This window comes from Corynebacterium tuberculostearicum SK141 (assembly GCF_000175635.1).
Classification (GTDB): Bacteria; Actinomycetota; Actinomycetes; order Mycobacteriales; family Mycobacteriaceae; genus Corynebacterium; species Corynebacterium tuberculostearicum_C.
Window position 1 is genome coordinate 11,679 of the sequence record NZ_ACVP01000007.1, and the last position, 13,750, is coordinate 25,428.

Sequence of the window (13,750 nt, forward strand, 5' to 3'; positions counted from 1 at the left end):
TAAATGACTGATTTCACCGCTGATGACATCCTGAATAAGGGCCAGCGCCCCGCTGGCAAGGGAAATACCACCCGCCCCTCGGGCCAGCCGGTGCCGTCCGAGAACACCTCGGTGACCGCCGGCCAGCAGGGCCCGGTGGCGCTCAATGATATCCACCTCATTGAAAAGCTCGCGCACTTCAACCGCGAGCGCGTGCCAGAGCGCACGCCGCACGCTAAGGGCCACGGCGCCTTTGGCGAGCTGCACATCACGGAAGATGTGTCTGCCTACACCAAGGCCAAGGTCTTCCAGAAAGGCACCGTCACCCCGATGATGGGCCGTTTTTCCACTGTGGCCGGCGAGCAGGGCTCTCCGGATACCTGGCGCGATGTGCACGGCTTTGCCCTGCGTTTCTACACCGAGGAGGGCAATCTCGACATCGTGGGTAATAACACCCCGGTCTTCTTCGTTCGCGATGGTCAAAAGTTCCCAGACTTCATCCACTCCCAGAAGCGCTTGGGTACCAATGGCCTGCGCGATGCCGATATGCAGTGGGACTTCTGGACTCGTAACCCAGAATCCGCACACCAGGTCACGTATCTGATGGGTGACCGCGGCACTCCGAAGTCCACCCGCCACCAGAATGGCTACGGCTCCCACACCTTCCAGTGGGTCAATGAGGAAGGCGAGGCCTTCTGGGTGAAGTACCACTTCAAGACCCGCCAGGGCGTGGAGAACTTCACCGATGAAGAGGCCACCACCACCGCCGGCCAGAACCCGGATTGCCACCGCGAGGATCTTTATAACGCCATCGAGGAGGGCAACTACCCGATCTGGGACGTTAAGGTGCAGATCATGCCGCTGGATGAGGCGGAGAATTACCGCTTCAACCCCTTCGACCTGACCAAGGTGTGGTCCAAGAAGGACTACCCGCTGCACGATGTGGGCTACTTTGTGCTCAACCGCAACCCGCGCAACTTCTTCGCGCAGATTGAGCAGGTGGCGCTCGACCCGTCCAATATCGTGCCCGGCGTTGGCCTGTCTCCGGATAAGATGCTGCAGGCTCGCGTCTTTGCTTACGCTGACCAGCAGCGTTACCGCATTGGCCCGAACTACCAGCAGCTGCCGGTCAACCAGCCGCAGAACGTGGACGAGGTCAATACCTACCAGCACGAGGGCAGTATGCAGTACCACTTCAATGCTCCAGAGGATCCGGTCTACTCGCCCAACCGCTATGAGAAGGGTACGGGCGTGCTTGATGACGCCGCTGTGAACGACCGCTCCCAGCTCGAGACCACCACCGCGGCGGAGCTCTACATCAATCCGGAGTCCTACGGCAGCGACTTGGTGCGTGCACCGTACGTTCGCCACTCCGAGGACGATGACTTCGTGCAGGCGCGCGACCTGTACGAGAACGTCTATGACGATGCCGCCAAGGAGCGCCTAGTCACCAATATCACCAACGCGATGGCCGGTGTATCCGAGGAGACCGAGGAGCGCGTCTACGAATACTGGACCAAGGTGCACCCAGCCTTGGGTCAGCGCGTGCGCGAGGTCTACGCCGAGAAGAAGTAACCCTTCCCCGGCAGCGCCTGTGTACTAACGACGCCGCCCCCGTACCGAGTTGCATAACTACTGCGCGGTACGGGGGCGGTTTCTTGCTATGCGGCTAGTCGCAGCGGCGCATGTTTTCCGTGACGAAGGCAGGAGCGCCCTCGGCGGCCCACTTATCCACGTCGTAGCACGAGACGGCTAGGCCGGAGGTTGTCGTGCCAATGGATTCAATGGCTACCCACTGGCCGCCCTCATAGCGTGCCCAGGCAGTCCAGTCCGTGCTGTCTTTGCCAAAGTGGGCCCACTGGCCATCGCAGTTATTGACCCGGATATTGGTCATGGTGGGAGCTGCGGGCTGTAGCGCTTCTGGGGAGCAGTCGCCGCGGCCGGTATCGGCGGGTACGGCGGCTGGGGCTTCACTTTCTTCGTTGGCGGATTCCGCGGTGTCCTCGGCGGGAGCTGCGGCTGCAGAGGTGGGCTCGGCCTCCGCGGTCTCGGTGGCGGTGTTTGCGGCTGCCGAGGTAGCGGGCTCGCTCGTGGTTTCTTCGGACGAGGTCTCCGTAGCCGAGGAGCTTGCGGCGGTCGCGTCGGAGAACTCCGGTTCTGCGGACGTATCGGCGTCGTTGGAGCAAGCAACAAGGCTGAAAAACAGCGGCGCGATGACCGCAGCGGCGAGGTAGCGGGAAGGGGCCAGGGAATAATTGTGGGACATGCCATATATCGTAGAGGAACTGCCATTGCGGGGGTGTTCGGCGCGCCTGCAACAGGGGAGTGACCTGCGAGGATAGTTTCAGTACCATGACCTCACGCCTTGCCTCCCCAGACGCTGCGTCCCCTTCCCGGTGGCGCAGCGTCCTCTTGATTCTCTTGCTCGCCCTGCCGCTCATTATTGGCGCTGCGGTGGCGGGCCTTGCACAGTGGGAACCCGCCCACACCTGGTCTAGCGCCGCGCAGCCGTTTGGAGCGCCGCGGGAAAATTCCGCCTCCCCAGAAGTAAAGGAAGCCGCCGAGGCGGCCAGCCGCGCGCAGGCCCAGGCGAGCATGCTTAAATCGGGCGCCACGCAGCTTGACGACGGCACAGGGGAGCTGAATAAGGGGGCGGATGAGCTCGGAGGGGGCGTCGACAAGCTGGCGACGGGCTCCCAAGAACTGGTAGCCGGCCTCAATCAGCTGCAGTCCGGAACTAATACGCTCGGTGGCGGTGCAACGGAGCTGGCCAATGGTGTCGGCGGTGCCGTGGACCAGGTAGTGGGCCTGGGCGCCGTGCAAGGGCAGATTCTGCAGGCCATCGACGGCACGATGCGCGATCTGGAAGGAAATAAGTCCAAGGAAGCGAAGGAAATTCGCTCGCAGCTGGGCGATCTCCGTGCGCAGGTGAATAATTTCCGCCTGGATAATTCGGTGACCGACCAGCTTAAGAAGCTTAAGGACGGCTCGCGCGATCTATCCAATCAGTTGGCGGTCAACGGCTATGCCTATCACGATGGCGTGAACCAGGCCGTATCCGGTGCGCAGGAGCTCAATGAAGGAATTGCGGAGTTGAACAAGCGCGTCGGTGAGGCGCAGGAGGGCGTGGACAAGCTTGACGACGGCGCCGGCAAGCTTTCCACCATGGCGGCCCAAAACCAGACCAATGTGGGTGACATTCAGCGCGCCCTGCCGCCGGCGCATACCGCGACCGACGGCCCGGCACATCTGCTCAGCCCCATCGTGGCGATGTTGGTCTCCGCTTTGGTCCTGCTCGCAGGCGCCGCGTCCGGTGTGGCCTGGCAGGTGGGGTTCCGCCCATGGCTGACGGTCTTCGGCGGCACGCTGGCCGCGGTCGCCATCGGGGAAATCCTCCTCTTTGTGCTTGCCACCGGATTTACCCCTGTGGCGGCGGTGTGGGCCGGCGCGGCGCTCCTTCTGGGGGCGCTGTCCATGGCGGCCATCACCCGCGCCCTACTCGGGCTATGCGGTATTACCGCCGGCAGCATCCTCGGGGCGCTCTTTGTCATCGGCCAGACCGCGCTGGTGGGATGGCTGTGGAAATCCGCGGCAATTGCCGGTGTTTCTAAGGTATGGCAGATCGTTTCTAATCTTTTGCCGCTGAATTGGACTACCGCGGCCGTCACGGTGGCGGGCAACGAAGGCGAACAGGCCGTCTTGTGGACCGGCGTTGCGGTATTGCTCGCCATCACTCTCATTGGGCTGAGTGCAAAGTGGTGGGTTCCATCCACAGGAAAAACCAAACCTACGGTTCATTAGGTCTGAAAAAGCACACCTAAGAAAAAGAAATATTGGTGGAAACTGGGAATTTTGATTCGCGCTACCGTTTGCATTGTGCGAGTGCTACAGTTGGTCTTGCTCACAAAGCCTACTTAGGGGGTAGGCGAACGGTTTCTCCAATCCGTTGTGAGTGATAGGGAATAGGGACGACGCGGCGCTGTAGGGGCACCGCGTCGTTTCCCATATGTGGGGTGTCTAGCTGCAATTTTTGCGGAAAAATCCGTGTAATTCCTTGAATGCTTTTGCTGGGGTGGGGACTTTTTCAAGCAGTGCGAAGTGCTTCGTGGAGACGATTGTCTATAGGAAATTCAATTTAAATCGGTGTGGGCTTTGGGGGAGCCGTAGTGCCTCTGATAGTTAGGGTTTAACCTGGAGCACACTCGCTTGCCCGCGTAGCGTAGGGCATGGCAGGTCGTCAGCGTGTGAAGGGACACTAAGGAGGCGCTGCTCGGGCTCGCGGACATGGGTCCCACCCGCACTTCTGCGGCGGCGGGAATTGTGATCCGCGGCCGAGTAAATCCCATTGTTTCTTTGGGGCTGGTACCCGTCGTTGGTGCCTTGATACGGGGATTTGGTCTAGGTGAAAAAACATCTGACTTTTCAGCGAGGTTTAAGTTCAGCGCTCAAAAGCCCCCGGGGAAAAGTAGGAATGCTGGCGTAACAACGAAAAAGGCCCGCAGCAAAGCTGCGGGCTGTTGGTCGGGATAACAGGATTTGAACCTGCGACCTCTTCGTCCCGAACGAAGCGCGCTACCAACCTGCGCCATATCCCGGCGTTCCGCCTTGAAAAGCGGTACCTGGATACTTTAACGCAAGCTGAGCGCAATCAACAAAACGGCAGGTGGCTGGGTTTAGTCCACCTCGGTGATTTTCAGCAGAGTGGCGGAAGGGCGGCAGAAAAGGCGCACCGGGGCGAATTTGGAGGTGCCCAGGCCATTGGAGACATGCATCTTCATCGGGCCGAAGTCGTGGAGGCCCTGCACGCGGTCGCGGTCGATGCCGCAATTGGTTACCAGTGCGCGGGAACCGGGCAGGCAGATCTGGCCGCCGTGGGTGTGGCCGGACAGGGAAAGTTGGTAGCCATCGTCCGCAAACTTTTCCAGCACGCGGGGCTCGGGGGCGTGGAGGAGCGCCAGGGACAAGTCGGCGTCCTCGTTGGGCGGGCCGGCGATTTCGGAGTAGTCATCCAGATCGTGGTGCGGATCGTCCACGCCGGCGGCGGCAAGGCGGACGTTGCCTACCTTGAATTCATGGCGGGCCTGGTTGGCATCGCGCCAGCCGTGCTCCAAGAAGGCGGCGCGCATACCGCGCCATGGCAAGTCCACATAGGAGGGCTCGCGCTTTTTGCCCAGCAGGTACTTGAAGGGATTGACCGGCTGCGGTGCCCAGTAATCATTGGTGCCGAAGACGAAGAGTCCGGGGCGGGCCAGCAACGGGCCGAGGGCACGCAACGTATCGGGAACGGCCTGCTGATCGGAGAGATTATCGCCAGTGTTGACCACGAGGTCCGGCTCCAGGGCGTCGAGGGCAGAAACCCAGGCAATCTTGGTCTCCTGGCCGGGGATCATATGCAGATCAGACAGATGCAGCAGCCGAAATTCCGGCTTACCGCGCAGCGTGCCCTTGGGCAGGAGGGGGAGCGTATATTCCTTGAGCTCGAATTTGGTCAGTTCGCTATAGCCCCATGCCGCGGCGCCCAGGCCGGCAGCGGTGAGGCCGCCAAGAATACGTAAAAGTTTCACGGCTACCACACTACCTGGCGTACATTGATAGGCATGAGCGAGCTAAAGCAAACCATCCGTGCAGATCTGAAAACCGCAATGAAGGCCAAGGAGAAGCAGCGCACCAGCGCCATCCGCGCCTTGCTGGCTGCCATCCAGGCCGAGGAGACTAATGGCTCCCGGCATGAGCTGGAGGACGCCGATATCCTCAAGGTGATTGCGCGCGAAATCAAAAAGCGCCGCGAGTCCGCCGAGGTCTATGAGGAAAACAGCCGTCCGGAGCTGGCGGAAGCCGAGCTTGCCGACGTCCCCTTCTTCGAGGCCTACCAACCCCGCCAGCTGGACGAGTCTGAGCTTAAGGCCCTAGTGAAGGAATCTATCGCGGAGGTTGAGGCCGAAAACGGCGAAGCACCCACCATGAAGCAGATGGGTGCAGTAATGAAGGTGGCCAATGCCAAGGCCGCCGGCCAGGCAGATGGCAAGCGCCTGTCCGCCGAGGTCAAGTCCCAGCTGAGTTAAAGCGGGCCAGACCGCAATGGGCGAGGCCTAGCGGCCAAGGAGGCTGCGGACGTCGTTGGCAAAGCTATCGATGTCCTCTTGGCGGATGCCAAAGTCTTCCGGCGAGAACCCGCCGCCGGTATCGGTACCGCCACCGCCGTTGCCCGTTTCGTCGCCTGTGCCGCCAGTCGAGCGGCCCGGGCTCGTAGCACCGTCGGCATTACCGCCGCCGGTGCTATTTTGTGCGCCGGTGGAGTTGGCGTCGGCCACGCCGGAGGAGGGGGATTGGGAGGCCCCGGCGCCGTCGGAAAGCTGCAGCGTAATCTCCGCGCCCTTCTTCTTGCCGTCCTTGCCGGTAATCGCGCGAACTACACGGCCATAAGGAACATTGCCGCCAATGACCCGGGAGGTCTTGACCACGTAGCCCTTGGACTCCAAGGTCTGGCGGGCCTCGGCCTCGGACTTGCCGCGCAGGCTATCAAGGGTCTTATCGGCCGTGGTGCCGTTGTCGTACTTCTTGTTGTAATTCGGCAGCCCGGCCTTGGTAGCTATCGGCAGCTGCGAGGCCATGCTGAAGAAGGTCTGCGCCGGCTCCAAGCCGCCGTAGAGATTGCCCCAACCCGCGCACTGGCGCACCGGCCCGGTACACAGCGGGACGGTGGAGGTGCCATCGTTATAGATATACGGCGCGGCGGAAATACCCTCGTTGAATCCCAAGAATGCGGAGGACTGGTTGGACTCGGTGGTACCGGTCTTGGCCGCGATTGGGCTGGAATAACCGGCCGCTTGGGCGGCATCCTTGGCGGTGCCTTGCTTGGCGTCCTCGGACAGGGCGTTGCTCATCGCGCGGGCTACGTCCTTATCAACGGCCTGCTCACACGGGGTTTCCTTGAGATAGACCTCGTTGCCTTCCTTATCCGTGACCTGGGAGATGGGGTTGGGCTCACACCACCTGCCATCCGCGGCCAGCGTGGCGCCCACATTGGAAAGCTCCAGCGGGTTGACCTGGTCTGGGCCCAAGGTGAAGGAGCCGGAGTTGGCGTCCTTGGTGTGCTGGGCAATCGAGGTGTCTTTATCAAAGCTGCCCTTGTCCTCGTAGGAGCGCAGGCCCAAACGCACGGCCATATCGACGATGGGTGCCACGCCTACCTGCTCCGTGAGCTTGATAAACGGCGTATTGGGGGAGTGCGCCAGCGCTTCCTGCAGCGTCATTGTGGCCTTATAGGCACCAGCGTTTTCCACGCAGTAGCGGTTCGCCGGGCAGCCGGCAGCGCCGCCGTGGCCCAGGCCCTCCGCCTCGTAGCGGGTGGGCACATCCACGGTGTTTTTGATGCCATAGCCCGCTTCGAGCGCGGCCGCGGCGGTAAAGACCTTGAAGACGGAACCTGCACCGTTGCCCACCAAGGAGTAGGGCTGTGGCAGGATGGTCTCATTTTTATCCAGGTCCAGGCCGTAATCGCGCGAGGAGACCATGGCCAGCACCTTGCGGTCCGACCTGCCGGGCTTGATGACGTTCATGACTTCAGCCACGCCTTGTGCGTCCGGATTGGTATGGCTTTGTACGGACTCGAGGGCCTTATCCTGCACCGCTGGGTCCAGCGTGGTTTTGATGGTGTAGCCACCGCGCGCCAGCTGCTCCTCGCTAATGCCCTTCTTATCCAGGTATTTCAGCACATAATCACAGAAGAAACCGCGGTCGCCGGCGCCGATGCAGCCATTGGCTAGCGTATTGGGCTTCTTGCCGACGCCCAGTTTCTCCCCCTTATACTTATCCGCTTCCTGTTGCTTGATATAGCCGTTATCCGCCATGGATTGCAGGACGAGGTTGCGCCGCTCGGTCACTTCCTCGGCATTGGTATAGGGATTGAGGCGCTCAGAGGATTGGACCATGCCGGCCAGCATCGCTGCCTGCGGCACCGTGAGCTCGGAAGCATGCGTGCCAAAGTAGGTGCGGGCCGCCGCCTCGACGCCATAGGCATGGTTACCAAAAGAGACCAGGTTGAGGTAGTTGGTGAGGATGTCATCCTTTTCCAATTCCTCGTCCATCTTGGTGGCCATGCGCATCTCGCGCAGCTTGCGGGCTGCGGATTGTTCGGTGGCCGCGGCGCGCTCTTCATCGGTGGTGGCAGAGACTAGCAAGAGGTAGTTCTTGACGTACTGCTGATCGATGGTGGAAGCGCCCTGGGAGACGCCGCCCGACGTCAGGTTTGTCCACAGCGCGCGGAAATTGCCTTGGAAGTCCACGCCTTCGTGATCATAAAAACGCTCGTCCTCAATGGAGACGATGGCATTTTTCATGGCCTTAGAAATCTTCTTGCTCTCCACCGGGTGGCGGCGTTGGCTGAAGACATAGGCCATGTCCTTGCCCTTGGCGTCTTTGATCGTGGTGACGCCTGGGATATTGCCGGCAGTCAGATCTTGCAGGTCAGATTGCATGGTTTCGTTAGTGCGGGCAATCGCCACGCCGGAAATGCCCGCGAAGGGGGCAAGAGCCAGGGCGATGAGCGCGCCTACCAAGACCGTAGACAGGGCTATCTTGGCCAAAGATTTGATGACAGTCACGCCCCATACCCTACGTGGTCGCCCTTGGTAGGTGGAAGATCACTCGCACCCCCTAAAGTGTGACGTGTTAGACAATCTTCGACCCGGATGAATAGACTTAGATGCGTTACATAGTATTCCGTCTGGGAAGGAGCACACTCACCCATGACCGTTCGTGTGAAGACTGCTGGAATGTCTAATACAGCCCGAAATCCCGAGCGTGGTGAGTGGGTCACCCAGGCCAAATGCCGCAAGGGTGACCCGGATGCCCTCTTCGTTCGCGGTGCGGAACAGCGCAAGGCGGCCGTCATTTGCCGCCACTGCCCGGTACTGACCGAATGCCGCGCTGATGCCTTGGATAATCGCGTCGAGTTCGGTGTATGGGGCGGGCTGACCGAGCGCCAGCGCCGAGCCCTGCTGCGCAAGAACCCCCACATCACGGATTGGGCTCACTACTTGGCCCAAGGTGGCGAGCTCGTCGGGATTTAAGAATTTAGACGGCGTGGGGCGTATTTAATAGTTAGAATGGGCCCATGACTAAATGGGAATACGCAACCGCACCTGTTCTTACCCACGCCACCAAGCAGATCCTCGATTCTTGGGGTGAAGATGGCTGGGAACTGGTCACCGTCACCCCGGGGCCTAACCCGGAAAACGTTGTGGCCTACTTCAAGCGCGAGGTGGCATAGTAAATGGGCTTTCATGCTCGCTTGCGGGAGCTGGGGTATGAGCTACCGGGCGTCGCCAAGCCGTTAGCTTCCTATGTGCCGGCCGTGCGCGTGGGTGATCAGGTCTGGACCTCTGGCCAGCTTCCCCTCGTAGAAGGCGCCCTGCCGCTCACCGGCAAGGTTGGCGCCGAAGTCACCACGGAACAAGCCCAGGAACAGGCACGCATCGCGGCGCTGAATGCGCTTGCCGCTATCGATGCCGAAGTTGGCCTGGACAATATCTCCCGCGTGGTAAAGATCGTAGGGTTTGTGGCCTCCGATCCGTCCTATGAGGAGCAACCGGCAGTAATCAATGGTGCCTCCGATTTCATCGGTGAGGTCTTTGGGGATGCTGGAAAGCATGCTCGCTCCGCTGTGGGCGTAGCTGCGTTGCCTAAAAACGCCCCGGTAGAGATCGAACTAATCGTAGAAATTACTGCTTGATCGGATAGGCTAGTAACTATGGAGCACCCCGCATATAGTCAATTGCGTCCCGTCAGCCAATCCGTTGGCGTAGTCCTTTGTGATAACCCCAGCTACACCGCCCTTGAGGGTACGAATACGTGGATTATTCGCGCCGCTGAAGACTCTCGGGCGATCGTCGTGGATCCGGGTCCCGAGGATGAAGGCCATCTCAACGTTGTGCACCGCAACGCAGGTGAGGTGGCTTTGATTTTGATTACCCACCGCCATGATGACCACGCTTCGGGCGCACAACGCTTGCGGCAGATGACCGGCGCCCCCATCCGCGCCTTCGATCCGAGCTACTGCAATGGTGCCGAGGCCCTTCAGGACGGCGAGCACATCTCCCTCGATGGCATCACCCCAAGTCTCGAGGTCGTGCACACCCCAGGCCATACTGCGGATTCCACCTGCTTCTTTGTGTGGAGCGAGGAGGTAGGAAATTCCCGCCTCGAAGGCATTATCTCTGGTGACACCATCGCCGGCCGCCACACCGTTCTCCTTTCGGAGACGGACGGTAACTTGGCCGATTACCTGCACACCCTCGACACCTTGGAAGAGCGTGGTAAGGATATTGCGCTGTTCCCAGGACACGGTCCGGACTTGGATGACACCTCTCAGGTGGCCCGCAAGTATATTGACCGCCGCCACTACCGTCTTGACCAGATTAAAGAGATCCGCTCCCGCCTAGGCGATGATGTGGATTTGAATACCCTGGTCAACGAGATGTATGACGATGTGGACCCGGTGCTGCGCCACGCTGCGGAGCAGTCCACGCGCACCGCGTTGAAGTACTTGGACGGCGAGGTTAAATAAGCCTATCTCCATTCGCCCCTCTTCCTCTTTGGTGGGAAGAGGGGCTTAATTGTGCTGTGGGCTGAGGCAGGAGGCGCGCAGGGCCGACGTATGGCCGCGGTGGGGCCCACAGGCGGTGCGGAGGGGAGCGTACCGTGGCCACAAGTGCGGTGGGGAACTGGTTAAAAGGGGGTAAAACCAGCGAAACCCCGCCGAAGCGGGGTAGCGGTCTGGCGCGGTCTTAGCGAGCGCGGCGGGCGAGGTGCTCGGTATCGACGATGAGCACGGACTTGCCCTCGAGGCGGATCCAACCGCGGTGCGCGAAGGTGGCCAGCGCCTTGTTGACGGTCTCACGGGAAGCGCCCACCAGCTGGGCAATCTCTTCCTGGGTGAGGTCATGGTTCACGCGCAGGGCGCTGCCTTCCTGAACACCGAAGCGGTTAGCCAGCTGCAGCAAGGTCTTTGCCACGCGGCCCGGAACGTCGGTGAAGATGAGGTCAGCCAGGTTGGCGTTGGTGCGGCGCAGGCGGCGAGCCAGCACGCGCAGCAGCTGCTGGGCGATTTCGGGGTGGTCACCAACCCACTTCTTGAGCAGCTCGGAGTTCATGGTGGCGGCCTGAACCTCGGTCACGCACACGGCGGAGGAGGTGCGCGGGCCCGGATCGAAGATGGACAGCTCGCCAAACATATCGGATGGGCCCATGACCGTCAGCAGGTTTTCGCGACCATCCGGGGCGTGGCGGGCGAGCTTAATCTTGCCCGAGGTGATGATGTACAAGCGGTCACCGGGCTCGCCTTCGTCGAAGATGGTGGTTCCGCGCGGGTAGCGCACGGTCTCCATCTGCTCGATTAGGTGCTGCACTGCAACGGGATCAACGCCTTGGAAGATTCCGGCGCGGGAGAGGATGTCCTGTACGCCTTCCACGTTTTACTCCTTGGATGTCGACTGCGAAAGTCCATAGATGAGCCTGTGCCACATCTGGGTGCGGTCTTTCATGCACTCGACAATGCGGAACAAGCGGGGTCACTGTGTACCGCGTTTCATCTTACAGTGTAATTGGTCACTTTTGGTACTTCACAGAAATTTTGTCACACTATAGAAACTCTACTCGTGCTAGTGCACGGTTCAGGCCAGCAGTTTTGCGGCCTAGTCAGCAAAAACGACTGCCTCGAGCTTTTCCATCAGGAGGGCGAAAAGGGCGATGGCAAGTGGTACCAGAATCACGAGTGAAATCATGTTTTCCTAGTCTACTAAGCTAAACCCCATGAATTCAGCACTGTCAGCGGCAAGCGCGCCGGAGCTGCGCGCACCGGAGGTAAATCGGCGTTTGGCGCAGGAGTATCCGAATGCACGGTGTGCCTTGGATTATGACTCCCCGCTGCAGCTGCTCATTGCCACCGTTCTTTCCGCACAATGCACGGATGAACGCGTGAATTCGGTGACCCCTGAGCTCTTTTCCCGCTACCCCGAGGCGGCGGACTATGCTTCCGCACAGCGCTCGGATTTGGAGAGAATCCTGCGGCCGTTGGGCTTTCAGCGTGCCAAGGCGGGGCACCTTTTGGGCATCGGGGAGAAGCTGGTGGCAGATTTTCAAGGCGAAGTCCCGCGCACGGTCAAGGAACTGACCAGCTTGCCCGGTGTTGGTCGCAAGACCGCACTGGTGGTGCTCGGAAATGCCTTCGGGATCCCCGGGCTGACCGTGGATACGCACTTTAGCCGCCTCATGCAGCGGCTTGGGCTGTCGGGGGAGAAGACGCCGGTCAAGATTGAACGGGACATCGCTAAGCTCGTGCCGGAAGAAGAGTGGACGATGTTTTCACACCGTGTCATCTTCCACGGGCGCCAGGTATGTCATGCGCGCACGCCGGAGTGCGATGCATGCGTTCTGCGGGATATGTGTCCAGCCGCTCGTGGGCGCTAGGCTAACGGTATGAAGAACTACGTCCTTGGCACGGTGATTGCCGCGATCCTCATCGCCGTCATTGCGGTAGCTGGGGTCTCGCAGTTGCGGGGCGGGGACGGATCTGAGGAGGCGTCGCTAAGCGAAGCCCCTTCGCAAGAAGTCCCACAGCGCCCGGACTGCCCGGCCGGCGCCGTGGCCGGGGTGGAGCTGGAGTGCTTGGGCGGTGAGGCAGCCGGAAAGCCCGCCGATGAGGGCGTCAGCGTGGTTAACGTGTGGGCGTGGTGGTGCGAGCCGTGCCGCGCGGAACTTCCCTACCTGCAGGACGTGGCGGAAGCGCATCCGGACTGGCAGGTCGTGGGCGTGCACGCGGATAAGAACGCGGGAAATGGTGCAGCTTTCTTGAATGACTTGGGCGTCGAGCTGCCGAGCTTCCAGGATTCGGATAATAAGTTTGCCGGTGAGCTGGGCCTGCCGGGCGTGGTGCCGGTGACGGTGGTGCTCAAGGACGGCGAGGTGCGCAAGCAATTTGCGCAGCCGTTTAGCTCCGCAGCGGAGATTGAAAAGGCCGTGGAGGAGGCGATTGCGGCATGAGTCAACTCCTTCCCGAGCGCACGCCAGAATGGCTCAAGCCGGCGCTGGGGGTAGACCCCAGCCAGGTGCAAGAGCTCATTGGCAACCGCCAGGCTTCGTCCCTCAATGGCACTAATGTGCAGGTGCCGGTCAAGCGGGAAGCAGCCGTGCTCATGCTGCTGAGCGGCGAGAGCGCGGAGGAGGCCAGTATTTTGCTCACGCATCGCTCGCCGTCCATGCGCTCGCACTCGGGCCAGATTGCCTTTCCCGGCGGCCGCCGGGATCCCGCGGATACTTCCCTGGTGGATACCGCGCTGCGGGAAGCCTGGGAGGAAACGGACCTGCAGCGCAACTCCGTGACCCCGCTGGAGCAGTGGGAGCAGCTGCATATCCGCGCCACCGGCAATCCGGTGAGCCCCATTTTGGCGCATTGGACCCAGCCGGGGGAGGTCTATCCCGCCAGCCCCGATGAAACCGATGACGTGTTTCTCGTGCCTATCCGGGAGCTGGTCGATCCGCGCAACCGCTTCATGGTGGGCTTTAGAAAATGGCAAGGACCAGCATTTCACGCCAATGGTTACGTCATTTGGGGCTTTACCGCCGGCGTGCTCTCGGCACTATTGCAGCACGCCGGGTGGAGCGTTCCATGGGATAACAATTCAGTCATGGACCTGCGTGACTCCCTCAAAAACTCCCGCAATAATGAGAAGATGTCCTAACCGCTGGTGCCGCGGTACGCATACGTCTTAAA

General features: G+C 60.8%; 14 protein-coding genes and 1 tRNA gene. 10 read left to right on the plus strand and 5 right to left on the minus strand.

Going from position 1 to position 13,750, the window contains the following annotated elements; genetic code table 11:
* The first annotated feature begins 3 nt into the window (after positions 1-3).
* The gene (locus tag CORTU0001_RS02395) at positions 4-1,554 is read left to right on the plus strand and encodes a catalase (RefSeq protein WP_005327112.1); all 1,551 of its coding nucleotides are present in this window, start codon (positions 4-6) and stop codon (positions 1,552-1,554) included.
* Between the two features lie 94 nt (positions 1,555-1,648).
* Here CORTU0001_RS02395 and CORTU0001_RS02400 read toward each other — a convergent pair whose 3' ends face one another.
* Positions 1,649-2,245, minus strand: coding sequence for a hypothetical protein (locus CORTU0001_RS02400; protein WP_005327113.1), 597 nt, complete (start codon positions 2,243-2,245; stop codon positions 1,649-1,651).
* Between the two features lie 86 nt (positions 2,246-2,331).
* Between CORTU0001_RS02400 and CORTU0001_RS02405 the strand changes: the two genes are divergently transcribed.
* The gene (locus CORTU0001_RS02405; RefSeq protein ID WP_005327114.1) at positions 2,332-3,780 is read left to right on the plus strand and encodes a membrane protein; all 1,449 of its coding nucleotides are present in this window, start codon (positions 2,332-2,334) and stop codon (positions 3,778-3,780) included.
* Positions 3,781-4,497: 717 nt separating this feature from the next.
* Here CORTU0001_RS02405 and CORTU0001_RS02410 read toward each other — a convergent pair.
* Together CORTU0001_RS02410 and CORTU0001_RS02415 are read right to left on the minus strand one after the other, a co-directional pair.
* Positions 4,498-4,574 (minus strand) — tRNA-Pro (locus tag CORTU0001_RS02410).
* Between the two features lie 78 nt (positions 4,575-4,652).
* Complete coding sequence (locus tag CORTU0001_RS02415; RefSeq protein WP_005327115.1) at positions 4,653-5,543, minus strand: metallophosphoesterase; 891 nt, start codon at positions 5,541-5,543, stop codon at positions 4,653-4,655.
* Between the two features lie 33 nt (positions 5,544-5,576).
* On the opposite strand from CORTU0001_RS02415, the gene CORTU0001_RS02420 reads away from it, so the two are divergent.
* On the plus strand, positions 5,577-6,041 hold the full coding sequence (locus tag CORTU0001_RS02420; protein ID WP_005323134.1) for a GatB/YqeY domain-containing protein: 465 nt from the start codon (positions 5,577-5,579) through the stop codon (positions 6,039-6,041).
* A gap of 27 nt (positions 6,042-6,068) precedes the next feature.
* Here CORTU0001_RS02420 and CORTU0001_RS02425 read toward each other — a convergent pair whose 3' ends face one another.
* Positions 6,069-8,582: a transglycosylase domain-containing protein gene (locus tag CORTU0001_RS02425; protein ID WP_005327116.1), complete on the minus strand. Its 2,514-nt coding sequence runs from the start codon at positions 8,580-8,582 to the stop codon at positions 6,069-6,071.
* A gap of 144 nt (positions 8,583-8,726) precedes the next feature.
* Here CORTU0001_RS02425 and CORTU0001_RS02430 point away from each other — a divergent pair, with 144 nt between their 5' ends.
* Genes CORTU0001_RS02430 through CORTU0001_RS02440 form a run of 4 tightly spaced genes read left to right on the plus strand, consistent with a single transcriptional unit; the run spans position 8,727 to position 10,546 of the window.
* On the plus strand, positions 8,727-9,050 hold the full coding sequence (locus CORTU0001_RS02430; protein WP_005323132.1) for a WhiB family transcriptional regulator: 324 nt from the start codon (positions 8,727-8,729) through the stop codon (positions 9,048-9,050).
* Positions 9,051-9,094: 44 nt separating this feature from the next.
* Complete coding sequence (sp36, locus tag CORTU0001_RS11615) at positions 9,095-9,250, plus strand: Sp36 family protein (protein ID WP_005327118.1); 156 nt, start codon at positions 9,095-9,097, stop codon at positions 9,248-9,250.
* A 3-nt stretch (positions 9,251-9,253) separates the two neighbouring features.
* On the plus strand, positions 9,254-9,712 hold the full coding sequence (locus CORTU0001_RS02435) for a RidA family protein (protein WP_005327119.1): 459 nt from the start codon (positions 9,254-9,256) through the stop codon (positions 9,710-9,712).
* Between the two features lie 18 nt (positions 9,713-9,730).
* A complete protein-coding gene (locus CORTU0001_RS02440) occupies positions 9,731-10,546 on the plus strand; it encodes an MBL fold metallo-hydrolase (RefSeq protein ID WP_005327120.1) in 816 nt (271 codons plus the stop codon).
* Between the two features lie 220 nt (positions 10,547-10,766).
* On the opposite strand, the gene glxR is transcribed toward CORTU0001_RS02440, so the two are convergent.
* Positions 10,767-11,450, minus strand: a complete 684-nt coding sequence (gene glxR / locus CORTU0001_RS02445; RefSeq protein ID WP_005323128.1) for a CRP-like cAMP-activated global transcriptional regulator GlxR — start codon at positions 11,448-11,450, stop codon at positions 10,767-10,769.
* Between the two features lie 340 nt (positions 11,451-11,790).
* Here glxR and nth point away from each other — a divergent pair, with 340 nt between their 5' ends.
* The 3 genes from nth to CORTU0001_RS02460 are packed head-to-tail and all read left to right on the plus strand — an operon-like array spanning position 11,791 to position 13,718.
* On the plus strand, positions 11,791-12,447 hold the full coding sequence (gene nth / locus CORTU0001_RS02450) for an endonuclease III (protein WP_005327121.1): 657 nt from the start codon (positions 11,791-11,793) through the stop codon (positions 12,445-12,447).
* Between the two features lie 9 nt (positions 12,448-12,456).
* Positions 12,457-13,020, plus strand: a complete 564-nt coding sequence (locus CORTU0001_RS02455) for a TlpA family protein disulfide reductase (RefSeq protein ID WP_005327122.1) — start codon at positions 12,457-12,459, stop codon at positions 13,018-13,020.
* Positions 13,017-13,718, plus strand: a complete 702-nt coding sequence (locus CORTU0001_RS02460) for an NUDIX hydrolase (protein ID WP_005327127.1) — start codon at positions 13,017-13,019, stop codon at positions 13,716-13,718. Before CORTU0001_RS02455 ends, CORTU0001_RS02460 begins: the two co-directional genes overlap by 4 nt.
* Positions 13,719-13,750: the final 32 nt, after the last annotated feature.

What these genes read in the sequence shown, in the direction of transcription:
- CORTU0001_RS02455 (WP_005327122.1), top strand. Translation starts at nt 12,457, where the DNA reads ATGAAGAACTACGTCCTTGGCACGGTGATTGCCGCGATCCTCATCGCC.
- sp36 (WP_005327118.1), top strand. Translation starts at nt 9,095, where the DNA reads ATGACTAAATGGGAATACGCAACCGCACCTGTTCTTACCCACGCCACC.
- CORTU0001_RS02400 (WP_005327113.1), bottom strand. Translation starts at nt 2,245, where the DNA reads ATGTCCCACAATTATTCCCTGGCCCCTTCCCGCTACCTCGCCGCTGCG.
- CORTU0001_RS02395 (WP_005327112.1), top strand. Translation starts at nt 4, where the DNA reads ATGACTGATTTCACCGCTGATGACATCCTGAATAAGGGCCAGCGCCCC.
- nth (WP_005327121.1), top strand. Translation starts at nt 11,791, where the DNA reads ATGAATTCAGCACTGTCAGCGGCAAGCGCGCCGGAGCTGCGCGCACCG.
- CORTU0001_RS02440 (WP_005327120.1), top strand. Translation starts at nt 9,731, where the DNA reads ATGGAGCACCCCGCATATAGTCAATTGCGTCCCGTCAGCCAATCCGTT.
- CORTU0001_RS02435 (WP_005327119.1), top strand. Translation starts at nt 9,254, where the DNA reads ATGGGCTTTCATGCTCGCTTGCGGGAGCTGGGGTATGAGCTACCGGGC.
- CORTU0001_RS02405 (WP_005327114.1), top strand. Translation starts at nt 2,332, where the DNA reads ATGACCTCACGCCTTGCCTCCCCAGACGCTGCGTCCCCTTCCCGGTGG.
- CORTU0001_RS02420 (WP_005323134.1), top strand. Translation starts at nt 5,577, where the DNA reads ATGAGCGAGCTAAAGCAAACCATCCGTGCAGATCTGAAAACCGCAATG.
- CORTU0001_RS02460 (WP_005327127.1), top strand. Translation starts at nt 13,017, where the DNA reads ATGAGTCAACTCCTTCCCGAGCGCACGCCAGAATGGCTCAAGCCGGCG.
- CORTU0001_RS02430 (WP_005323132.1), top strand. Translation starts at nt 8,727, where the DNA reads ATGACCGTTCGTGTGAAGACTGCTGGAATGTCTAATACAGCCCGAAAT.